This window comes from Ureibacillus acetophenoni (assembly GCF_900220965.1).
Taxonomy (GTDB): Bacteria; Bacillota; Bacilli; order Bacillales_A; family Planococcaceae; genus Ureibacillus; species Ureibacillus acetophenoni.
The window spans coordinates 245,019-268,986 of sequence record NZ_OBQC01000001.1 but is presented as its reverse complement, the minus strand read 5'-3'; the positions used below and the strand labels follow the sequence as shown (position 1 = coordinate 268,986).

Genomic DNA, 23,968 nt, shown 5'->3' with positions numbered 1-23,968 from the left:
TAGAAACAAATATTTTATTCAACCTTCTGACTTGCTTGATGCCTCTCTTAAATCTTTATCAACCCGCTTATTCAAACGTTTTTCAACTGTTTTACTAACAACCCATAGTACAACAATGCCAATGGCTACAAAAATTAGTTTAATTGGATTAGTAAAATATGAAGCGATATCATAGCCAAGTACACTAATACTTAATACCATTATAAATTTACCCGCCATAAGTACAAATAGATAATATTTTTTCTTTATATAAGAGAGACCAGCAACGATATTTACAAGTACAGACGGGGTAAACGGAAAACATAATAAAATAAATAAAGGGCTCAGTCCTCGCATTGTAACAAATTTAATTAGCTTCTGAACATTTTCCCTTTCAATAAATCGCTTAAATCTTGGATTTCTTCCAAATTTTCGAACGATTAAAAAGACAACATAAGAACCTAGTACAGTACCTGCCCAGGATAGAATGAAACCTAACCATAAGCCGTATGAACTAACATTAGCTACTACAATAACAACTAGGGGCAAAAAAGGTAATAATGCTTCTAGAAATGGTAGCAATATCCCAATTAGCGGTCCAAGTGTTCGATAATGCGAAACCAATGATTGAATATTTTCTTCAGTAAACCATTCGCTCAACTACTACCACCTCAAATAACAATGATGTTTCAATCTGGATTCAAGTTAATGGATCTATTTAATGAATCAAACTCATTTATATGTACTACGTTACTTCAACGTGATAAAATTACATTTGGTTGCTTAGTCAATCTTTGACATTTTTCATTATATAACAAAATATTATTGTTTGAACAATATACACTCTATTTTATGAAAGGAGATGATCTTATGGTTACTCAAACGGAAGTGAAACAAACAGTGACAACAGATTCATTCTCTCAAGGAATACGAGATTGTATACCTACGCTGCTTGGATACATAAGTATAGGTTTAGCTTTCGGTGTCATTGGAATCACCTCAAACCTATCGATTTTAGAAATCTTTTTATTGTCTGTGTTTGTTTACGCAGGCTCTGCTCAATTTATTTTTTGTGGATTATACGTAGCAGGAGCACCTGTCTCCATCATTATTATTACAACGTTCATTGTGAATTTACGTCATTTTTTAATGTCTTTAACAGTGGCCCCGCACTTAACGAGATACTCTTCCCTTCGTAATATTGGTTTTGGTTCTTTATTAACAGACGAAACATTTGGCGTTGCTGTAACGAAGTTGATGAAGGAAAATCATTTAGGCGGCAGATGGATGGATGGGTTGAACTTAACTGCCTATTTATCTTGGATTGCAGCTTGTACTCTTGGTGGAATTCTTGGAAAATGGATTCCTAATGCAGAAAGCTGGGGACTCGACTTTGCCCTTGTTGCGATGTTTGTGGCATTACTAGTTTTAAATCTTGCCGATGTAGGAAAGTCAAAACTCATGCATTATTTAAAATTAATAGGCTGTGTTGCTATTAGTATGTACATTCTTTCTTATTTTGTACCAGGACACTTAGCAGTTCTTATTTCAACTGTTATTGTTGCAACGATTGGGGTGTTGACTGAAAAATGACAACGACTCTAGGTATGTTTCTTATTATTTTAGGGTGTGCAATCGTTACTTGGTTGCCAAGGGTGATTCCCTTTATGTTAGTACGTAGTGTCCAATTACCCGATGTTGTACTACGATGGTTAACCTATATTCCAGTTTGTATTTTAAGTGCCCTTGTCATTCAATCCCTGCTCAACACAGAAGGGAATTTCGTCACATTTGAATGGTTAAATTTAATCGCCTTTATCCCATCTGTGCTTGTTGCAATCTGGACGAAAAGCTTATCGCAGACAGTCATCGCTGGTGTATTGACGATGGCGGTATTAAGGTATTTCTTTTGATGTTGGTATTTCCTAGATTAAGTGATTCGTAGAATATAAAGAAACGCGATGGACTATCTGATCCATCGCGTTTTTATTTTCAATCACCATCGCTATTCGTTTTCGCACGATTCATCGTTCGAGTTGCATACCAGAAGCCCACTGTTAATGACAAGGCATCTGCTACGAAAACGATGGCTGGAGTTGAGTACCCCGCATAAACAGATGCTGCAATTAAAGCTATGGATAATAGCAATGCAACAATATGATTATAAGTAATTCGTGTGAAAAGGACGACTAATAATCCAGGTACAAATAGTGCAAGTATTATTTTATCTATGACTGACTCCATAATAAGACTCCTTTGTAACGCTTGCTAGATTATTTTAAACTATTCTGCAACGATTAACCCAATTTGATGATGATCTTTACTATAAACGACATGCTGCGTTAATCTTAATTCATTTTGATGGTCCAGTACTTCCAATTTACAATGGGCAGCATTAATTTGTAATGCTTCGTAAAGCTCTTGTTCCGAGTGTACTTCCACACCATTTACTTTACGAATTACTTCACCTGATTTTAAACCCATTTTGTCCGCTGGTGAAACTGGTAAAATAGCTGCAATCATTACACCATTTGATTTTGGTGAAACGGCATAGACGTCTTTTCTTTCCCTAGCCATGAAATAAGCTGAAATAACAATTCGTAGTAAAGCTCCAACAAATAGGACGATTACCCCGATAATTGGCATGAAATATGCAAATAAACCACCAATTACGACAACCTGCCCAAGAATTAACACTGTACGACCTAATTTAGGATAAAAATAAACCGGTAAAGTCGTGCGAGCAATTTGCTGATACCCTATTAATATCGGGAATAGAATAATTGAAAATGCATTAGACCCTAAAGTGAACTGTGGCCAATAAGGTAAAAAAGATTCAATTGCATCTCCAGGAACAACTAAAAAGATTGGTAAAACCCATACCTTTTTGCTTAAAAACGAAACGGCTTTTAATCCGCGCTTTGTACGTTCAAAACGTGGAGATGCAAAATGTGCACCTTTCTTTCGAATTAGCAACCCTTCAGCAATTAGTAACAGACCAACTATTATTGTAATCGTTATAGCTGCGCCGTCATCTACCGACACCCCTGTAAACTCAAATCCTAAAACATTAACTGACCAGTTTTGCCAGTCTATTAACAACAGAATCCCTACAGCAATTGCAAAATAAATAATGGGTGAAAGTAAATGGAAGAAATAAGATAGTAGAGCTACTAAACTTACAATAGTTACTACATAAATAAGCTCTTCTGGTATTGCTAAACCAATAGCAAGAGAAAGAATTGAAATACATAAAGAAATCAATAACCCTTCAGTTATTAATCCTCTTGCCTCTGACCAACCATTTAAAATTCGAATATGAAAATGTCTTCGTTCATTTTTCACACGTCGATAACCTATAAAAATGGCCATAAAAATAGCTAAATATAAAATTGGGTTAATTAAAAATCGTCCAACAGCTCTTAAAAATTCAAATAAAATATCTACCATATATGTACACCCCGTCAGTAACTACTATTATTGACATTGTAACATTCTAATAGATTAGTTGCGTAGTGTAAAAGGAATTAAATAAGAAAATAATAGAAATAAATTTTTACAAGCGAACAAAAAAGCCCACTTCATAATTGAAATGAGCTTTTAAGATAATCTATTTATATATTTCCTTTAATCGTATGAACCATGACGCTTATACCCATTTGTAATTGTAAATCGTGGGATTGTTCTTGTTTATAGGCTACAACTTGTTCACTAATACTATTAAATAATTCTTCGTTCATATGTCGCCCTTCAAGTAAATTACTACGCTCGCGATATAATGCCACTGCATCTCCAGTTTCTTTATCATAGAAGCCATCTGTCCTTGTCACCTTATACCCTAGACCATTTAATACCTTTTGAACATAGGCAATTTCTTCACTGAAATCCCCTTCTTCAAAATTACCTTTAAGTGGAATAACTTCTAGTAAAAAGAGTGGATGCTGTTCTACTTCAATATCTACATTTATTCCTTTTCCATGAATCCAATCTCTTTTTGGCGTGAGCCATTTATTTGTCGAAAGTTTAAGTTCGCCTTTGTTTTGTAACTCCATCGTTTCTTGGACAGTTCCTTTTCCAAAGCTTTTAACACCAACAATTGATGCACGATCCCAACTTTGTAATGCACCTGCCATCACTTCACTTGCAGAAGCACTTCCTTCGTTTTGAAGAACTATCATAGGAACTTTATTCATCTGATCTAAATAGTTTTGCTCTACTTCAAGTTTCGCTGTGTGCAGTGGCTCCATTGCACCAGCTCCATTTTGCATATAAGCAAAGACTTCCCCTTCTCGTTCAACACTACTTACAACAGCTGCAACGCTATGTAGATAGCCCCCTGGGTTATCACGTAAATCCACTATAATCCCTTTAACATCTTGAGCTAATAGATCATTTGTTGCTTCAACCCACTCATTTGCAGTTTTTTCACCAAACAGTGAAATAGAGACATATCCTATTTTTACATCTTCAATTTCTAATACTTGAGATTCAACAGTATCATTTTTAATTTCCATACGTTCTAAAGTTACAGTGATATGCCTGTCTGTGCTTGGACGATAAATGACCAAAGTAACTTCTTCACCAGCATTTCCTTGGATTAGGTTAAGAAGTTCCCCCATTGTTTTTCCATCGAGACGTTGATCATCAACTTGTACAATTTCATCGAATGGTCGGATTCCTGCCTTCTCCGCAGGGGAAGATTTCACTGGTGATACGACGATAAAGCGTCCATTCTTTTCAGTTATTTCAATACCAATACCTACTCTTTGTCCAGCTAATGATTGTTTGTGGAGTGCTGCTTCTTTTTCTGTATAATACGTACTGTATGGATCTTCTAAGGCATTCGTCATTCCTCGAAGTGCCCCTTCAATTAGTTTTTCTTGTGGAATACTATAAACCGATTTCTCTGTTATTAATGAATACACTTCATCGATAACCGCTACATTACTTACGCTTGTAACCCCTTTTTCTTTACTATTCAAACTTTGCCAAACGATAAATAATGCAATTATTAAGCAGACAAAACCTAATAAAATAAAAATTCGACCTTTTCGCAAGATTAACCTCCTCTCGTACAATTTATGAAAGTACGAGCTATCCTAACACTTGCATTGGTCGAATTTATTTTTCTTTATTTAATTGTTCATCATATTACTCTAATTGACTTATAAACTTGTCTATTGAATCTTCGTCTAATGGACCTAGTATCTGATGTTGAATCCGTCCTTCTGTATCAATCATAAATGTAGAAGGTATTGTTACAATTTGATACGTTTTACTAAGTGAATCTTCTTCCATTAACGGAATTGGAAAAGTAAGATCATAACTATCAACAAATAAACCTACCATTTCATAGTTTTCTTTCATATTAAATCCTCTTTCGGTATGGGTTAAGTTTACTGCCACAATTTCAACATTTTCTTTTTCCGCAAATTTTTCATAGTAATTTTGTAGTGCTGGCATTTCTTTTTTGCACGGTGGACACCATGTAGCCCAAAAATTAAGGACTACTTTCTTTCCTTTTAAATCAGATAATGTAAGCGTGTCACCAGCAATTGTTTGTAAAGTAAAATCCGGTGCCATTTGTCCCTTTTTAATTCCATATTCTTGCTTATCTAAATTGACTTCATATCCTTTAATCTGGGAAGCTTCGCTAACTTGGTTACTTGAGTTCATTTCTTCATTGATATATCCTATAAGCGCAATGGCAACTAGCACTAAAACGACGATCATACCTATCATGGATTTTTTCATTGTATTCCTCCTGATTACCACAACATTCACTAGAAAATTTATATAGTATTTTCCATTAGAATAACATACATTGCTAAATCTTTGTGGTTTAACAAATATCGTTTTTGTGAACTCAAAAAAACTCACTAGGCTTAATAACCTAGTGAGTTGGAATTTTATAATGAGATATATCGTAACGGATTGACGTTACCAGCTTTTTGACCATTCCATGGACCAGTATGGATTTCGAAATGTAAGTGTGGGCCTGTTGAACGACCTGTGCTACCCATTAAACCAATTTGTTCACCTTTACTAACAGATTGTCCTTTACTTACTTGGATCGTACTCAAATGAGCATAAACTGTTGTGAAGATTTGTCCATTAACGGAATGAGTAATGATAATACAGTTTCCATACGTAGATAATGGCGCTGCATATGTCACAATACCACCCGCTGAAGCAACGATTGGTGTACCAGTGCTATTGGCAAGGTCAATTCCATAGTGGAATTCTGCACCAAAGCCAAGGTTACGCCAGCCCCAAGGACTAGTTAAACGACCGTTCGTTGGTTTCATAAATGTACCATCTGAAGTATTTGGTAAATTACCAGCATTTTGCTTTCTTAATTCTTCTAACATTCGTTGTGTTTCTGCTTTAATTTTTTGGTCTAATTCTTTATCCAAAATCAGAGCTTCTGAGTATTCTTCTTCAAGTAATTGCTTTTCATTTTTAAGTTTTTCTTGCTCGGCTTCTAATTCGTTAATATAGCGGTCTTTCTCAGCTTTTTGTGAATCAAGAGACTCTTTTAATCTTTGAAGTTCGGCTTTTTTATCTTCAAGTTCTTTCCTTGTATTTTCTAATACAAGTTTTTGCTCTTCTAATTGATTTTGGTCATCTTGTTGTTCACGCATAATTTGACGGTCTGCTTCAATTAATGTATTTACCGCAGAAAAACGGTCTATAAAATCTACGAAACTATTCGCACCAAGTAACACATCTAAGTAGTCAACTGTACCGTTTTCTTGGATGGCACGGGCACGATCTTGCAAAAGAAGGTCACGTTGTTCGATTTTTTCTTGTAAAATTGCAATTTCTTCTTCCAATGCGATGATTTTATTGTTCGCATCTTCAATTTCAGCATTTACAGTTGTAATTTCAGCATTCGTAGAAGTAATTTTTGCGCTTAACGCTTCAATTTGAGCTACTAATTCTTTTAGTTTTGATTCAATTGTAGAAATCTCTGAAGATTTTGCTTTAATTTCTGAATTTAGTTCATTTTTTTGTTTTTCAATTTCACTTTTTTGACCTTTTAATTCTGATAAATTAGCCGCATATGTAATAGGTACTTGTACCAATAATAGAATAGCTACAATTGCGACGAAGAGTTTCACTTGCATTTTAAATAGTTTCTTCACTACTAAGACTCCTCTCAAAAACTATGCTTTAAGAAATTTACGTACGGACATGAAACTTCCCCATAAGCCAATGAAGATCCCGAGAATAATCATTAACCCATTTACTTGCCAAATTAACGGAGAAACTTCTAGCATTTGAAGTAATTGTCCTTTTAATTGTGGGGCTAATGCATTGTATAAATTGTAGTAAGCAACAGAGACTGCAACCATTGGAATAATTGCACCTAAAATTCCTATCCACATTCCTTCTAATAAAAATGGAATTCGCACAAAGGAATTCGTTGCTCCTACTAATTTCATAATCTCAATTTCATCTTTTCGAGCAATAATAGTAATTCGAATTGTATTAGAAATTAAGAAAATGACTGTAAATAGTAAGCCTAAAATTAATACTAGCCCTATATTTCTAGCAGTTTCTAAGAAGTCAAATAAGTTTTCAACGGTATCTTTTCCATCTACGACATTATGTACATGTTCTAATTTCTTAATTTGATCAGAAATTTTTAAAATATCTTGTGGATCTGCCGCTTTTACATAGATTGCACTACGTAATGGGTTACTTTGTTCATAAAGCTTAAATTCATCTCCAAGCTTTTCAATAAGTAGATTTAACTCTTCATCTTTAGAAGAGTATCTAGCCTCTGCAACCCCTGGTATTTTCTTCACTTGTTCAATGAGCTTTTCCTCAGCAGCTTTAGCTTGTTGTTCATCTTCAATAATCGTAATGAGAACTTTTACTTCTACATCTTCTTCAACAGAAGTTGCGGTATGGTTTAAATTCATCATAAGAATGGCAAACACACCGACAAGTAATAGTGTGACAGTGACGGCACTTATAGAAGCAAACGTCATCCATCCATTTCGACTTAGTGATTTAAAACTCTCACGAAAATGGCGACGTATTGTTCTACCCTTCATAACCGTAGTCACCTCCGTTTATATCTCTAGCGATCATACCGCCTTCAATGGCGATGACACGTTTACGGATTGTGTTAACAATTTCACGGTTGTGGGTTGCCATAACAACAGTAGTACCACGTGTATTAATTTCTTCAAATATTTTCATGATTTCCCAAGAGTTTTCAGGGTCAAGGTTCCCTGTAGGCTCGTCCGCAATTACGATACTTGGAACGTTAACAATAGAGCGTGCAATAGAAATTCTTTGTTGCTCTCCTCCTGATAACTCGCTTGGTAACATGCGCATTTTATGTTTTAACCCTACTAAATCTAATACTTCCATTACTCGTTTTTTAATGACTTTTGGATGTTCTTCAATTACTTCTAAAGCAAATGCTACATTCTCAAAAACATTTAGTTTCGGTAACAGTTTAAAATCTTGGAATACTACTCCAAGCTCTCTTCTTAGTTGAGGGATTTGACTTTTTTTCATTGTCGTTATATTTTTTCCATTTATAATAACATCACCAGATGTTGGTTTTTCTTCGCTATACATCATTTTTATAAAAGTGGATTTCCCAGCACCGCTTGGTCCAACCACGTATACAAATTCGCCTTGTCCAATATCGACTGAAATACCATTGGCAGCAACAACGCCGTTCGGATATTTTTTGTAGACATCTTTCATCGAAATCATGGATTCACCTAAATTCTATCTATATTTCTTCCCTTTTAGATTATATCATTCTTTTAAACTCATATTATTACATTTTTGTTTCATATTCAGTTGAATGTTGTTTTTTCTGCTAGCATTTGACATTATTTTATATACAAAGTATGGCATTTTTCGAAAGTAAAAGAAATAGGATTCGTGTCTGTATTTTATCAGTCAGGTTATCTGTCGGATTTTAGGCAAAAAAATAGAGTGAATCGCATATGCTATTTCGCGATTCACTCACTTTTTAATTTATTATTCTTGGTGATCTGATTCTACTGTGTAGCGGACAATAATACTTCCTGTTCTTGATTCACCAACTATTTTTAATGTTGTTGCATCTTCTACAATTTTACTAAATGAAGTTGTTTTACTTAAAAACTGATCTTCCACTGAGCTTTGTGTAACATCTGATAATCCAATGTCAGATTTTCCAAAATTTGTTGAAACTTGTCCTTCAATGCTCACATTTCTAGGAATATAAAGTTCCACTGCACCTGCAACTGTGCTTGCTTTAATTTTCCGTGCTGTTTCAGAAGTCGTTGTGACAGCAACTGCACCATTAACGGATTCTGCTTCAACTTCTTGCAATTGGCCATTAATATAAATGCGTCCATTTACTGTTTCTGCTTCTAAATCGTCACCTTTCACGTTACGTAATTCGATTGCACCGTTTCCGCCATTAATTGTCGCAGTTTCGAATGTACTATGGTCTAGTTTTACTGCACCATTATATGATTTAATTTTTAATAACTTCGTATCAAGTTGAGATACAGTAACACCACCATTTAGTAGACGGAAATTAATTAAATCATAATGTTTTTCGGGTAATGCTAAGCGCAATGTCACTTGTGACATTTTAGAAGGTGTCGTAATATCCAATTTCCCATCTTTTAGTTGGATAAATTGTTGCTCAAAATCTTCTTTTGTTTTTGCTTCATCGTCATTGACTAGTGCCGTTTTTACTTTTGCTTCGACAATGACTTGGTCGCCTTCACTTCTTACAACATCAATTTTTCCTGTTGGAATATCGATTTCGATTCCTTTGATTTCTTCTCCCTTATATTCGTAAGTGTTATTAAATTCCACTTTTTCGCCAAAAGGAAACTCAAAGTCGAAGTCTTTTACTTTCGTAAAAGTCGTATTCACTAAATCCATCATTTTGCTGCTAAATTGAGACAAATCTTGTTTTAAGTCGTTGATAAATTCATTCATTTTTTTGTTTGATTCTTTATTGTTAAACATATTGCTAAACATATCTTCGAAGCTTTGCTTTGATTTATGCTCTCTATTGTATTTTTCAAAATTCGGTTCTTCAGATGATTCTTTTTTCGTAACAGGAACAGGTACTGGAACAGTTTTCCCCTGAGTGGATTCTTTTTCTTTTGATAACGCCTCTAGTAAAACAATTGCCTCTTCTGCAGAAATTGTTCCATTCTCAACTAAATTTAAAATGCGTTTTCTTTCGTTTTCCATTAATAAAAAGCCTCCCTCAACTTTGTATACCAAGTATACGTCAAGGGAAGCTAAAAAGTTTCATTTCTGTATTGACAAATTTTTATTGATTTGTTGAAAGCATCAGTTTTGGTTTGGAATTTATTTATTTGCAGCGTTTGCTAATAATTCTTCCATTCGTTTTTGGTCACGTTCTAAAATCGGTTTTAAATAGTGGCCAGTATAAGAACCTTTCACTTTAGCAACTTCTTCAGGTGTACCAGTTGCAATAATTGTACCACCCTTGTCTCCACCTTCAGGGCCAAGATCGATAATATAATCAGCTGTTTTAATGACATCTAAATTATGTTCGATTACTAAAACCGTATCACCATTTTCAACAAGCCTTTGTAGGACTTTTAATAATCGAGCAATATCATGGGCATGTAGTCCTGTCGTTGGCTCGTCCAAAATATAGAACGATTTTCCTGTTGAGCGGCGATGTAGTTCAGAAGCAAGTTTTACACGCTGTGCTTCCCCACCAGATAATGTTGTTGCAGGTTGGCCAAGCTTCATATAGCCAAGTCCAACATCAACAATCGTTTGCAGTTTACGTTGGATTTTCGGAACATTTTCAAAAAATTTAACGCCTTCTTCAATAGTCATATCTAAAATGTCCGCTATATTTTTTTCTTTGTATCGAACTTCTAAAGTTTCACGGTTATATCGTTTACCATGACATACTTCACACGGTACATACACATCTGGTAAGAAGTGCATTTCAATTCGTATAATCCCGTCTCCACTACAAGCTTCACATCGTCCACCTTTAGTGTTGAAGCTGAATCGACCCTTTTTATAACCGCGCACTTTCGCTTCATTTGTAGAGGCAAATAGATCACGAATATCATCGAACACCCCTGTATATGTTGCAGGGTTTGAACGTGGTGTACGACCTATTGGAGATTGGTCAATATCAATGACTTTATCCAAATGCTCCATACCGACAATTTCTTTATGATGTCCTGGTTTTGATCGTGCTCGGTTTAGATGATGTGCAAGGGATTTATATAATATTTCATTGATTAGTGTTGATTTACCTGAACCTGAAACACCAGTCACTGCAATAAATTGTCCTAAAGGAATATCCACTTTTACATTTTTTAAATTGTTTTCTTTTGCACCTTTAATCGTTAGTTTTCGACCATCTGGTTTACGACGCTCTTTTGGAAGTGGAATGAATTTTTTACCACATAAGTATTGACCAGTAATTGAGTCTTCATTTTGCATTACTTCTTGTGGAGTTCCTGCAGCAACAATCTCTCCACCATGAACACCGGCATGTGGCCCAACATCGATTAAATAATCGGCAGCATTCATCGTATCTTCGTCATGTTCTACGACGATTAATGTATTTCCTAAATCGCGCATTTCTTTTAATGTAGAAATTAAGCGATCATTGTCTCGTTGATGAAGTCCAATGGATGGTTCGTCTAGTATATAGAGAACCCCTGTTAAACGAGAACCAATTTGAGTGGCCAGTCGGATTCGCTGTGCTTCCCCACCGGACAAGGTTCCTGCTGAACGAGATAATGTTAAATAATCAAGTCCAACATTAATAAGGAAACTTAACCGTTGTGTAATTTCTCGTATAATGAGTCTTGCAATTTGCATTTCTTTTTCAGTTAAATTCAATGTTGAAAAGAAGCCGTACATATCTTGAATAGAATGTTGTGTAGCTTCGGAAATGTTTAATCCTTCGACTTTAACGGCCAATGATTCAGGCTTTAAACGCATTCCTTTACATGATGGACATTTCTGTTCAGCCATGTATTTCGACATTTGTTCGCGAACGTATTCGGAAGAAGATTCACGGAAACGTCGATCAATATTGTTCACAACACCTTCAAATGGAATGCTCTTATTATGAACACTTCCATAGTCACTTTCATAATAAAAATAAATAAGCTCTCCATTAGATCCGTATAAAATCTTATCCATTTGTTCCTTAGGTAGTTCTGATACCGGAACGTTCATCGGAATATTATAATGATCACAAACTGATTTTAATAGCTGTGGATAATATTGAGAACTCGTTGGTTCCCACGGAGCAATGGCATGTTCTTCTAATGTTTTACTCCAATCAGGTATGACTAAATCAAGATCTACTTCTTGCTTAAACCCTAACCCATCACAAGATGGACATGCTCCAAATGGACTGTTGAACGAGAACATTCTTGGTTCTAATTCACCAATAGAGAAACCACACATTGGACAGGCATGATGTTGACTAAATAATAATTCTTCTTGTTCCATCACATCTACTAATACGCGGCCCTCGGCTAAATTACAAGCTGTTTCAAGGGAATCATATAAACGCGAATCAATTCCTTCTTTAATGACGACACGATCAATGACTACTTCAATGTCATGCTTTTTATTTTTATCGAGTTCGATTGAATCATCTAAGTCACGCATTTCACCATCAACTCGAACACGTACATATCCTTGCTTTTTCAAATCTTCAAGAAGTTTTACATGTGTTCCTTTTTTCCCAGATACAATTGGTGCAAGAAGCTGCATTTTTGTACGTTCTGGATATTCTATAAGTCGGTCTACCATTTGTTCGATCGATTGGGATGCAATTTCAATTCCATGATTAGGACAAATCGGTCTTCCTACTCGTGCAAATAATAGACGAAAATAATCGTAAATTTCTGTTACTGTACCAACCGTTGAACGCGGGTTACGACTCGTTGTTTTTTGGTCAATCGCAATGGCAGGAGATAAACCTTCAATCGAATCGACATCCGGTTTATCGACATTTCCTAGAAATTGACGTGCATAAGCAGATAACGATTCTACATATCTTCTTTGACCTTCTGCATAAATTGTGTCAAAAGCTAGCGATGATTTCCCAGAACCAGATAAGCCTGTAATGACTACAAGTTGATCTCGCGGGATAGTTACATTTACATTTTTTAAATTATTGGAACGTGCTCCTTGCACAACAATTTCTGTATTTTTCACTTTGGTCACCCTTCTACCTTCAGTTCGAATATTGTATCTCGAAGTTCTGCAGCACGTTCGAAATCAAGCGACTTCGCTGCTTCTTTCATTTCTAATTCTAATGATGCAATTAACTTCTCCAGTTCTGCCTTTGTTAATTTCTTGCCCTTCGTTACTTTTGTAACGTATGTTTCTTCTTCTTCGGCAGCTTGTGTAGCACGTATTAAGTCCGGAATCTTCTTCTGAATTGTCTGTGGTGTAATTCCGTGTTTTTTATTGTATTCTTCCTGAATTGCACGACGACGTTTCGTTTCATCAATTGCTTTCTTCATGGAATCTGTTATATTGTCTGCATATAAAATAACATGACCGTTCGCATTACGAGCAGCACGTCCAATCGTTTGAATTAATGAACGTTCCGAACGTAAAAATCCTTCTTTATCTGCGTCTAATATTGCAACGAGGGATACTTCAGGGATATCTAATCCTTCACGAAGTAAGTTAATTCCTACTAACACATCGTAGGTCCCTTTTCGTAGCTCGCGAATAATTTCAATCCGTTCTAATGTTTTTATTTCAGAGTGAAGATATTCTACCTTAATACCTATCTCTTTTAGATAGTCTGTTAAATCTTCGGACATTTTCTTCGTTAATGTTGTAATAAGAACACGTTCATTTTTCTTCACGCGTTCATTAATTTCATCGATTAAATCATCAATTTGCCCTTCGATTGGTCGCACGTCGATAGTTGGATCGAGTAATCCAGTTGGTCGGATAATTTGTTCAACCATTTCAGGTGTGTGTTCTAATTCATATGGACCAGGCGTTGCAGAAACATAAATTGCTTGGTGAATATGTTGTTCAAACTCTTCAAATTTTAAAGGTCTATTATCCAGAGCAGATGGTAAACGGAATCCATGCTCTACTAATACGTTTTTCCTTGCTTGGTCACCATTATACATTCCTCGTACTTGTGGTAAAGTTACGTGACTCTCATCGACAACGAGTAAGAAGTCTTTTGGGAAGTAGTCTAATAATGTATAAGGTGTTGCGCCAGCTTCTCTTAATGTTAAATGCCTAGAATAGTTTTCAATTCCTGAACAGAAGCCCATTTCGCGCATCATTTCCAAGTCATAGTTTGTTCGTTGTTCTAGTCTTTGCGCTTCAAGTAATCTATCTTCAGAACGTAGTTTTTCTAGTCGATCTTCCAACTCTTTTTCAATATTTTGGATCGCTATTTTCATTTTTTCTTCTCGTGTTACGAAGTGGGATGCTGGGAAAATCGCTACATGATCTCGCTCACCTAAAATTTCTCCAGTTAACGCATCGACTTCACGAATTCGATCAATCTCATCTCCGAAAAATTCTACACGAATACAATGTTCGTCACGGGATGCTGGGAAAATTTCCACTACATCTCCACGTACTCTGAACGTTCCCCGTTGGAAGTTCACGTCGTTTCGCTCGTATTGAACATCAACAAGTTTACGGAGTAGTTGGTTACGTTCTATTTCCATACCATTTCGTATAGATACAACCAATTCACGATACTCTTCCGGATTCCCTAAACCATATATACAAGAAACTGAGGCAATGATAATGACATCATCTCGTTCAAATAGAGCAGATGTTGCAGAGTGTCTAAGTTTATCGATCTCATCGTTTATGCTTGAATCTTTTTCGATGTATGTATCAGTTTGTGGTATATACGCTTCAGGTTGGAAGTAATCATAGTAACTGACAAAATATTCAACTGCATTGTTTGGGAAAAATTGTTTGAACTCACTGTATAGTTGGCCAGCAAGTGTTTTATTGTGTGCTATGACAAGTGTAGGTTTGTTAACTTCTTTTATTACATTGGAGATTGTAAACGTTTTTCCTGTACCAGTTGCTCCTAATAATGTTTGGTGACGTTTTCCTTCGTTTACGCCTTGTACAAGTTGTTTAATCGCTTCTGGTTGGTCACCACTAGGTTGGTACGGGGACTGCAATTCAAATGTCATTCAATCGGCCATCCTTTCACCAATTTATCGTAAGTTTAGTGTAGCATATTCATTTTAAAAAATCGATAAATAAGCGAACGTATATTCTTTATTTTGTTAGGCGATTAAGACTGAGCGGTTCTCGAATATTTTGCGAGTCGTTTCTAGGCAGATTAAAAGCCGCCTAGATGAACTTGTTCCAATTTCAGGTTGAAACAAGTTAAATAGGCGGCTTATATGCTATCTCATGATTCTTGTAATTCATTTAATTCTTCGGCATAAGTATAAAATGCCTTTTCATCTCTTTCATCTAATGCTTTATCGATGAGATGTTTTAGTTCCTCAATACGTTGCATTCTTTGAATTCCGTTCAAAAACAAGTCCATATAAATGTCATTCAACAATTTCTCAGATTCATTTGCATGTTGATATTGTCCAACTGCCTTAAGAAAATCTGTGTATGAATAATATTTATCCATCGATATCACCCCGATTCCCTTTTTTCTATTATAAAAAAATATTTTTCAATTTGCAATATATTCTGAAAAATAGATTCCACTTTTTAAATTGTCAAAATTTTCGACAAATTGTCGTTGAAATTTAAGGGATTTTGTATTATTATGATTACGAATTGGTGGTTATGTAAAATATTAACACCGGAAAGGGGTGAGATACATGAAAAAACTACAGACTGTCGATTCATATTATTTATCTTTCAATTCCTATTTGATTGAACCTATCGAACACGGGGACAAGCTATATTCTCGGGTTTATGATAAGAGTGGTGAGGTCATTGTCTCAAGAAAACCTCTCTATATCATTCGTAAATCCTGTGACTTAATGGGGTCAAAGTATAATGCAGCTCGGGAATTTTCTAAAAGGTTTCTTGGTGATAGTAAGCATAAATTACCTGTCATCATTGCTTATGATTACGGTGTTCCGTTAGTGTTCTTTCCAATTCTATCTCCTACATCTTCAAGTAATGTTTGGGTTGGTCTACATAGCATCATAAACATTCAATCAGTAAATGATCAAACTAAAATTACATTAAAAGATGAACGAGAGATAATTTTACAGTTGCCACAAACATCTTTCAACAACCAATACGTAAGAGCAACTATGCTACAAAAACATGCGAGCAACAAACGTTTAATCATTCAAAACGACTTACTTCTTTAATCTTTAGAAAACGTCGCTTACGTATTTTAGACTAGTAATAATGTTGGAAAACGTGGCCAAGATTTTATGGAGCTTGATATGGCATCATTTCTTCAAGCTTTGGTGAATCCTTCTTTACAAGATAGACGTGATAGACATCCGATTATTAGAGTTGAAATAATAATCAAGTAAATTTTCTACTCTATTTCGAAGGCGTATATTTGAATACCTTCTTACTTCCATCGCCTGCTCATAATGAAAATAATACTCGGTAAATAGCTCATCACTATCACCACGAATAACCTTCAATTGATGACGAGACAAATACGCCTTCGTTTTTTTAAAGTCCTCAAGTGCATTCTTCCTAACCTTATCAATTAAATTAATATACGGTTGTTTCAACTTAAACTGCCCTACTTCTAATTGAGCATAGTCTTGATCTAAAACAATTAATAACATTGGTAAATATATTGCCGCTTCTAAGTACGGGACAGCTTCAATGGGAACGTGCGCCACTAAAACTCCTCCTATTAACAGAACGTTTGTTCTTATATTGTACAACAGATTTGAAAATATGCAACTACAACTAAAAATTTAGGCTGGGTTTTTATTTGGAACTACATTTTAACCATTTTTTGCGGCATTGTTGTTCAGATTTTATTTCTATATAATCTGAAGTTAACGAATACTATTTGTGGGAGGTGTAAATTTGAGTGAGATGAACGCAGTATTACAAGCAGTGTTAGAACTTTCTAAAAAAATGGACTCGCTGGAAAGTAGAATGTCTTCGCTTGAGGATAGGATGAGTTCGCTTGAAGATAGGATGAGTTCGCTTGAAGATAGAGTGGGTTTGCTGGAAGAAAGAATAGGTTCGCTTGAAGAAAGAGTCGGTTCTTTGGAAGAAAGATCAGGTTCGCTTGAAGTTAGAGTCGGTTCTTTAGAGGAACAATCAAACAAAAACCAACAGATTTTAATTGAAAAACTCGATAGCATCAATGAACAAATGATGATTTTAGCCCACAATTCTGTAACATCAAAAGGGGATATACGGTTATTGAAAAAGAAAATTGGTATGCTTGATTACTAAATTCATTGAAATAAAAACAGCATCCATTGTTTTAAATCTAATGGATGCTGATATTATATTACCCTATACGTGAACGCAAGTATGCATTAATGAAACCATCTAACTCGCCATCCATCACGGCATGGACGTTACCAGTTTCAAAATTCGTTCGATGATCTTTTACCATTGAGTAAGGGTGAAATACGTATGAACGTATTTGTGAACCCCAACCAATTTCTTTTTGTTCACCGCGAATCGCATCAAGTTCAGCTTGTTGCTTCTCAATTTCTAATTGATAAAGTTTCGCCTTTAACATACTCATTGCCTTTTCACGGTTTTTAATTTGGGATCGTTCAGCCTGACAAGATACAACGACACCTGTCGGAATGTGAGTAATACGAACCGCAGAGTCAGTTGTATTAATGTGCTGACCACCTGCACCAGTTGAACGGTACGTATCGACTTTTAAATCTTCTGTACGCACTTCGATTTCAATTTCATTGTTGAATTCTGGCATAACATCGCAAGAAACAAAAGATGTATGACGGCGACCTGCCGAGTCAAAAGGCGAAATACGAACTAAACGGTGAACACCTTTTTCAGCTTTCAAATAACCGTAGGCATTATGACCTTGGATTAATAACGTCACAGATTTAATTCCCGCTTCATCTCCAGGCAAATAATCCATCGTCTCTACTTTGAAGCCATGTTGTTCTGCCCAACGCGTATACATACGTAATAACATGGAACCCCAATCTTGTGACTCCGTACCACCTGCACCAGGATGCAGTTCTAAAATGGCATTGTTTTTATCGTATGGTTCACTAAGTAGCATTTGAAGTTCAAAGGCATCCATTTTCTTTTGGAAATCCGCTAATTCTTCACCTAGCTCGTTTTGTAAATCTTCATCTGGCTCCTCTTTTAGAAGCTCCAATGTCATTTCTAAGTTCTCTTGTGTTAACAAGAGATCGTTATATTCATTTACTATTGCTTTCAGAGCATTTGCTTCATTGATGACTTTTTGTGCTGCTTCTTGGTCATTCCAGAAATCCGGCATAAGCATCATTTCATCAAGCTCTAGAATACGTGGCTCTTTGTTTTCTAAGTCAAAGAGACCCCCTAAAGTCCGCCAACTTTGAGGCTGTTGTTTCTAATATATTTCTTACTTCTGCTAATTCAATCATTAAATGAAATCCCCCGTACTGTACGAAATTGAGAGAACCGTGCCTTTACGACGCGCGTGGCAACGGTTCGAGTTGTTATAATAAAAGGTAATGCGAATATGTGTTACTGTTCTTAAAAAGGTTTGGTTATTAAGGATAAGATTTTGTCCGTGAGATGAGGTCTCGTGGACAGTTTTTTAGAAATTCCGCTTTTTTTGTCCTCGAGAAGCGGGCTCGTGGACACTTTTTCGGAAGTTCAGCGAGTTTTGTCCTTGAGAACCGATCTCGTGACACTTTTTTGGAATTCATTCATTTTTTGTCTCGTAAAACACTTTTTCGTGACACTTTTTCCGAATTTCTTCATTTTTTGTCTCGCAAATCACTTTTTCGTGACACTTTTTCTGAATTTCTTCATTTTCTGTCCCGCAAATCGCTTTTTCGTGACACTTTTTCTGAAATTCTCCAGTTTTTGTCTCGTAAATCATTTTTACGAGACACTTTTCCAGAGTATCCAGATCTTTTGTCCAGAAACCCGCTTTTATTAGACATTTTTTCCGAGATTCTTTATTTTTTGTCCCGAAAATTCACTTACTTACTGCGCTGCACCGTGACAGTTTTTGTATTTCTTGCCGCTTCCGCATGGACATGGGTCGTTGCGTCCGATGTTCTCTGCTCTTCGGACCGGTTGTTTTTTCTTCGGTGTAGCTTCTTCTTTCGGGTTTACCGCTTGGCCTTTCGCTACTTCTTCACGTTCTAAGTTGTTTCGGATTTGTGCTTTCATTGCGTACTTCGCAACGTCTTCGCGGATCGAAGCAACCATATCTTCGAACATTGTGAAACCTTCTTTTTGGTATTCGCGAAGTGGATCCGTTTGACCATAAGCACGTAAATGAATCCCTTGACGTAATTGATCCATTGCATCGATATGGTCAATCCATTTTGTATCAATTGAGCGAAGTAAGATAACTTTCTCGAACTCACGCATACGTTCGGAAGTCAAGTCTTCTTCTTTCTCGTCATATTTTTTCTGAACTTCATCAAAGATGAGGTTAATCATTTCTTCAGGAGACTTACCTTCTAGGTGAGCAACCGTCACAACACCTTCGTCTAAAAGATTTCCTTGAACATAATCTTCTATAGCTTTTAAGTTCCACTCGTTTTGGTCACCTTGCGTATGAACGGCAACATTTGTTTCAATAGATTCTTGAATCATTGATTCCACAAGCTCACGCATATTTTCAGATTCAAGCACTTGACGACGTTCTTGGTAAATGATCTCACGTTGTTGACGTAACACATCATCGTATTGTAATAAACGTTTACGAGCGTCGAAGTTATTTCCTTCAACACGTTTTTGTGCACCTTCAACAGCTCTTGAAACCATACCAGACTGAATCGGTTGAGAATCATCCATACCAAGACGTGTCATCATCGCTTTCATTTTATCTGAACCGAAACGACGCATTAACTCATCTTCAAGTGAAAGGTAGAATTGTGTAATACCAGGGTCTCCTTGACGACCAGAACGACCGCGCAGCTGATTATCAATACGGCGTGATTCATGACGCTCTGTACCAATAACCGCAAGACCACCAAGCTCTAGAACACCTTCACCAAGTTTAATGTCTGTACCACGACCAGCCATGTTCGTCGCGATTGTTACCGCACCACGTTTACCAGCATCTAAAATAATTTCTGCTTCACGTTCATGGTTTTTCGCGTTCAACACATTATGTGGAATTTTATATTTAGTTAATAGATTCGAAATAATTTCCGATGTTTCAATTGCAACTGTACCAACTAATACAGGTTGCCCAGCTTTGTGGCGTTCTGCAATATCATTCGCAACCGCCTTAAACTTCCCATCCATTGTAGCGAAGATTAAATCTGGTTTGTCTTGACGTGCAATTGGTTTATTCGTTGGAATTGCAATTACTTGCATGTTGTAAATATTACGGAACTCTTCTTCTTCCGTTTTCGCCGTACCTGTCATACCAGATAGTTTTTCATACATACGGAAGTAGTTTTGGAACGTAATTGTTGCCATTGTCATCGATTCGTTTTGAATCTCAACGCCTTCTTTAGCTTCAATTGCTTGGTGTAAACCATCTGAGTAACGACGGCCTTTCATTAAACGACCAGTGAAGCCGTCAACGATTACGATTTCGCCTTCCTGTACAACATAGTCTACGTCACGATGCATAGAAGCATGAGCTTTTAATGATTGATTAATTGCATGTAATAGACGTACATGTGTTAAATCAAATAAATTATCTACACCAAATGCTTTTTCAGCTTTGGAAATTCCGCTTTCCGTTAACGTAACACCTTTAGTTGTTTCTTCGTACGTATAATCTTCTTCCGGTTTCAACATGCGTACAAATGCATTTGACTGAACATAAAGTTTCGCTGATTTACCAGCTTGTCCAGAAATGATTAAAGGTGTACGTGCTTCATCAATTAAAATCGAGTCAACTTCGTCAATTACTGCGTAATACAATGGACGTTGAACACGGTCTTCTTTATAAAGAACCATGTTGTCACGTAAATAGTCGAACCCTAATTCGTTGTTCGTTGTATATGTAATGTCCGCAGCATATGCTTCACGTTTTTCTTCTTTTGATAAGCTGTTTAAATTTAAACCAACCGTTAAACCTAGGAAGTTATAAAGTTCACCCATTTGGGAAGCGTCACGAGTAGCAAGGTATTCGTTCACTGTAACAACGTGTACCCCTTTACCAGTTAACGCATTTAAATAAACGGCCATTGTGGAAGTTAACGTTTTCCCTTCCCCCGTTTTCATTTCTGCGATATTTCCGTCGTTCAGAGCTGCCGCACCCATTAATTGTACGCGGAATGGGTACATTCCTAGAACACGTTTAGAGGCTTCACGACAAACAGCAAATGCTTCAGGTAGCATTTTTTCTAACGTTTCGCCATCTTGATAACGTTGTTTAAATTCCGTTGTTTTTTCTTTTAATTCATCGTCTGACAACTTCTCCATTTGAGAAGCAAGTGCCTCTATTTGATCTGCTTTTTTTTCAAGTTTTTTAAGTTCTTTTTTGTTCGGATCAAAAATTTTACTTAATATGTTAGCCATAAAATTTTTCACTTCCTATATAGTCTCACTCTCCATTCTAACAAATAGAACAGAGTGGGGCAAATGACCTTACTTAATTCATGAAATTGGCGCCAGTCACTCACATTATTCTGGAATAATTCAGAATATTTTGGGTGCCAGGTACACACACAATTCTGAATATTTTGGGTACCAGGTACACACACAATTCCGGGACAATTCTGAATATTTCGGGTGCCAGGTACACAAACAATTCTGAAAACTTCTAGGTAAGCCCTGTATAAAAAATTATTTGTAAGGATAAAAGGGATATGATGTGCATTTCTTGAATGTATATTACGTATTAAACCATTGTAGGAGGTATTGAAGATGGGTGTAGTAGTATATTTAGTTTTTAATGGTAATTGCCGTGAAGCAGCGGAATTTTATGCAGATGTATTCAAGACAGAAAAACCAGTAATTCAAACTTTTGGAGAAGCACATAATGACCCGAATTTTGAAATGCCTGAAGAAGCGAAGAACTTAGTTATGCACACTCGACTGAATATCGCTGGTAGCCGAGTAATGTTCTCTGATACTTGGCCGGGTCAGCCATATGTAGTAGGTAACAATGTCACGGTCGCCGTGTTATCAGATGATGAAGAGTATTTAAGAAGTTCATTCGAAGCACTACGAGAAGGCGGCCAAGTGACAATGGAGCTGCAAGAAACTTTTTGGAGTAAAGCCTACGGTGCCCTTAAGGACAAGTTCGGAGTTGAATGGCAGTTTAGCCATGAAGTTCCGGAAGGACAATAAATTCAGAACCTATCTCTTATGGTGATGTGACCCCGAAAAGTTAGACACGGTTATTTGTTTGTTATTGATATTTGAGAGAATTAAAAGATTTAGTATAAGGACTACTTAATCCTACCCATTCATTTCTTCCGAAGCGTAGCGAGGAAGAAATGGATGGGTAGGTCGCGGCTCGCAATCAACATTCCGGATTTATATTAAGCAACTTGTTGAGCATGAGTTCGGTATTGTATCGGACTCATGCCTTTTAATTTCGCCTTAATTCTTTTGTTATTATAGTACTCAATATATTTTTCTAGTTCTATTTTAAAATGTTCTACACTCTCAAATTCTTTGAAATAAAGAAACTCTGATTTCATGATGCCAAAGAAATTCTCCATAACTGAATTATCGTAACAGTTTCCCTTACGGGACATGCTTTGAGTGATTCCTCTCTTTTGTAAAGCCTCACGATATTTTTTCATTTGATAATGCCAACCTTGATCTGAATGCATGAGTAGCTGGTGGTCTTCTGGTAACCGTTCTAGTGCTTGTTCCAGCATCATTGATACAAGAGAGTACGTTGGTCTAGAGCCAATCGTGTATGTGATAATCTCTCCATTGAATAAATCTAATACAGGTGATAAGTAAAGCTTCTCTCCAAATAATTTAAACTCTGTAATATCCGTTACCCATTTCTCATTCGGATGATCAGCTGTAAATTTACGATCTAAAATATTGGGCGCAATTTTACCAACTGTCCCTTTATAAGATTTATATTTTTTCATGCGTACAAGGCATTTTAAACCTAATTCCTTCATGATTCTTTGTACTTTTTTATGATTCACTTTTTTACCACGATTCGCTAATTCATCACGAATTCGACGGTATCCATAACGACCTTCATGTTCGTCATAAATAGCTTTTATTTCGATTTTTAAGTCGGCATCTGGATCGGGTTTATCCATTTGTTTTACGTAATAATAGTATGTGCTTCTATGGATCCCCGCTAGTCTATCACCGGAAACTCATGCCTTAATTCATAGACTACTTGTGCTTTGTCTTGTTTGGTGATTTTTCCTTGTTTTGAACTAAGGCATTCAACTTTTTTAAATACGCATTTTCCATTTCAAGCTGCTTAATACGTGCTTCCAGAGCTTCGACAGATCCTTCGGCTGGTGATTGATTTGTTTGTTTCATAGACTCTTTTTTCATGGATGGACGCCCCTTATTTTTTGATTGAAGGGCATCTAATCCTTGTGTCTCAAATTGCTTTCTCCAAGTGCTTAATGTTGAAGGTGCAGCTATTTTAAATATAGCTGCTGTTTCATTTAAGGACGTACCGTGTTCAATCATATAATTTAGTACGTCTAGTTTATACTGTTGTGTGTAATTTGTATATTGCTTATCAAATGCATCTACACCATTGTATTCAAATTGTTTGACCCATTTAAGAATCGCTTTATTATCAGTTCCTATAGATTTAGCTATTTCAACAGAACTTTCAGTTCCATTTAAATAACGATTAACTGCTTGTAACTTATCTTCTGTAGTAAATTTAGCCATA

General features: G+C 36.2%; 21 protein-coding genes and 1 pseudogene. 5 read left to right on the top strand and 17 right to left on the bottom strand.

The genetic code is table 11. The features are described from left to right. Window positions 1–18: 18 nt before the first annotated feature. Window positions 19–639: a TVP38/TMEM64 family protein gene (locus CRO45_RS01125; protein WP_097147784.1), complete on the bottom strand. Its 621-nt coding sequence runs from the start codon at window positions 637–639 to the stop codon at window positions 19–21. 210 nt (window positions 640–849) lie between these two features. Between CRO45_RS01125 and CRO45_RS01120 the strand changes: the two genes are divergently transcribed. Beyond that, window positions 850–1,572 (top strand): AzlC family ABC transporter permease, encoded by a 723-nt coding sequence (locus CRO45_RS01120; RefSeq protein WP_097147783.1) that lies wholly within the window; start codon window positions 850–852, stop codon window positions 1,570–1,572. Beyond that, a complete protein-coding gene (locus CRO45_RS01115; protein ID WP_097147782.1) occupies window positions 1,569–1,892 on the top strand; it encodes an AzlD domain-containing protein in 324 nt (107 codons plus the stop codon). Before CRO45_RS01120 ends, CRO45_RS01115 begins: the two co-directional genes overlap by 4 nt. Window positions 1,893–1,971: 79 nt before the next feature. Here the strand turns inward: CRO45_RS01115 and CRO45_RS01110 are convergent, their stop codons facing one another. From CRO45_RS01110 to CRO45_RS01060, 11 genes are all read right to left on the bottom strand, one after another. After that, window positions 1,972–2,223: a CsbA family protein gene (locus tag CRO45_RS01110; RefSeq protein ID WP_097147781.1), complete on the bottom strand. Its 252-nt coding sequence runs from the start codon at window positions 2,221–2,223 to the stop codon at window positions 1,972–1,974. 39 nt (window positions 2,224–2,262) lie between these two features. Further along, entirely contained in the window at window positions 2,263–3,429 is a 1,167-nt protein-coding gene (locus tag CRO45_RS01105) for a PDZ domain-containing protein (protein ID WP_097147780.1), read from the bottom strand. Window positions 3,430–3,593: 164 nt separating this feature from the next. After that, a complete protein-coding gene (locus CRO45_RS01100) occupies window positions 3,594–5,036 on the bottom strand; it encodes a S41 family peptidase (protein WP_097147779.1) in 1,443 nt (480 codons plus the stop codon). 94 nt (window positions 5,037–5,130) lie between these two features. Then, complete coding sequence (locus CRO45_RS01095; RefSeq protein ID WP_097147778.1) at window positions 5,131–5,733, bottom strand: peroxiredoxin family protein; 603 nt, start codon at window positions 5,731–5,733, stop codon at window positions 5,131–5,133. A 155-nt stretch (window positions 5,734–5,888) separates the two neighbouring features. Further along, entirely contained in the window at window positions 5,889–7,127 is a 1,239-nt protein-coding gene (locus tag CRO45_RS01090; protein ID WP_328588570.1) for a murein hydrolase activator EnvC family protein, read from the bottom strand. Window positions 7,128–7,148: 21 nt separating this feature from the next. Next, window positions 7,149–8,045, bottom strand: a complete 897-nt coding sequence (gene ftsX / locus CRO45_RS01085) for a permease-like cell division protein FtsX (RefSeq protein WP_097147777.1) — start codon at window positions 8,043–8,045, stop codon at window positions 7,149–7,151. Next, the gene (gene ftsE, locus CRO45_RS01080; RefSeq protein WP_097147776.1) at window positions 8,035–8,721 is read right to left on the bottom strand and encodes a cell division ATP-binding protein FtsE; all 687 of its coding nucleotides are present in this window, start codon (window positions 8,719–8,721) and stop codon (window positions 8,035–8,037) included. Before ftsE ends, ftsX begins: the two co-directional genes overlap by 11 nt. 273 nt (window positions 8,722–8,994) lie before the next feature. Further along, on the bottom strand, window positions 8,995–10,215 hold the full coding sequence (locus CRO45_RS01075; protein ID WP_097147775.1) for a DUF4097 family beta strand repeat-containing protein: 1,221 nt from the start codon (window positions 10,213–10,215) through the stop codon (window positions 8,995–8,997). A gap of 120 nt (window positions 10,216–10,335) precedes the next feature. Further along, the gene (uvrA, locus tag CRO45_RS01070; protein ID WP_097147774.1) at window positions 10,336–13,203 is read right to left on the bottom strand and encodes an excinuclease ABC subunit UvrA; all 2,868 of its coding nucleotides are present in this window, start codon (window positions 13,201–13,203) and stop codon (window positions 10,336–10,338) included. Between the two features lie 5 nt (window positions 13,204–13,208). Continuing rightward, a complete protein-coding gene (gene uvrB, locus CRO45_RS01065; protein ID WP_097147773.1) occupies window positions 13,209–15,185 on the bottom strand; it encodes an excinuclease ABC subunit UvrB in 1,977 nt (658 codons plus the stop codon). A gap of 224 nt (window positions 15,186–15,409) precedes the next feature. After that, window positions 15,410–15,643 (bottom strand): IDEAL domain-containing protein, encoded by a 234-nt coding sequence (locus CRO45_RS01060; protein WP_097147772.1) that lies wholly within the window; start codon window positions 15,641–15,643, stop codon window positions 15,410–15,412. Window positions 15,644–15,839: 196 nt separating this feature from the next. Between CRO45_RS01060 and CRO45_RS01055 the strand changes: the two genes are divergently transcribed. Beyond that, window positions 15,840–16,343 carry a competence protein ComK gene (locus CRO45_RS01055; protein ID WP_097147771.1) on the top strand — a complete coding sequence of 168 codons (504 nt, stop codon included), beginning with the start codon at window positions 15,840–15,842 and terminating at the stop codon, window positions 16,341–16,343. A 114-nt stretch (window positions 16,344–16,457) separates the two neighbouring features. On the opposite strand, the gene CRO45_RS01050 is transcribed toward CRO45_RS01055, so the two are convergent. Beyond that, a complete protein-coding gene (locus CRO45_RS01050) occupies window positions 16,458–16,838 on the bottom strand; it encodes a hypothetical protein (RefSeq protein WP_097147770.1) in 381 nt (126 codons plus the stop codon). Between the two features lie 193 nt (window positions 16,839–17,031). Between CRO45_RS01050 and CRO45_RS01045 the strand changes: the two genes are divergently transcribed. Further along, a complete protein-coding gene (locus tag CRO45_RS01045) occupies window positions 17,032–17,409 on the top strand; it encodes a hypothetical protein (protein ID WP_097147769.1) in 378 nt (125 codons plus the stop codon). Window positions 17,410–17,467: 58 nt separating this feature from the next. Here the strand turns inward: CRO45_RS01045 and prfB are convergent. From prfB to secA, 3 genes are all read right to left on the bottom strand, one after another. Next, window positions 17,468–18,569, bottom strand: a protein-coding gene (gene prfB / locus CRO45_RS01040) for a peptide chain release factor 2 (protein WP_097148083.1) whose coding sequence is annotated in 2 segments (ribosomal slippage) — window positions 17,468–18,496 and window positions 18,498–18,569 — 1,101 coding nt in all. Because the reading frame shifts where the segments join, the coding sequence is not laid out codon by codon here. 287 nt (window positions 18,570–18,856) lie between these two features. Then, window positions 18,857–19,036 carry a hypothetical protein gene (locus tag CRO45_RS01035; RefSeq protein WP_097147768.1) on the bottom strand — a complete coding sequence of 60 codons (180 nt, stop codon included), beginning with the start codon at window positions 19,034–19,036 and terminating at the stop codon, window positions 18,857–18,859. 107 nt (window positions 19,037–19,143) lie between these two features. Continuing rightward, window positions 19,144–21,651: a preprotein translocase subunit SecA gene (secA, locus tag CRO45_RS01030; RefSeq protein ID WP_097147767.1), complete on the bottom strand. Its 2,508-nt coding sequence runs from the start codon at window positions 21,649–21,651 to the stop codon at window positions 19,144–19,146. Window positions 21,652–21,999: 348 nt separating this feature from the next. Between secA and CRO45_RS01025 the strand changes: the two genes are divergently transcribed. Continuing rightward, window positions 22,000–22,425: a VOC family protein gene (locus tag CRO45_RS01025; RefSeq protein ID WP_097147766.1), complete on the top strand. Its 426-nt coding sequence runs from the start codon at window positions 22,000–22,002 to the stop codon at window positions 22,423–22,425. 194 nt (window positions 22,426–22,619) lie between these two features. Here CRO45_RS01025 and CRO45_RS01020 read toward each other — a convergent pair. After that, window positions 22,620–23,967, bottom strand: a pseudogene (locus tag CRO45_RS01020) (IS3 family transposase). Window position 23,968 lies beyond the last annotated feature (1 nt).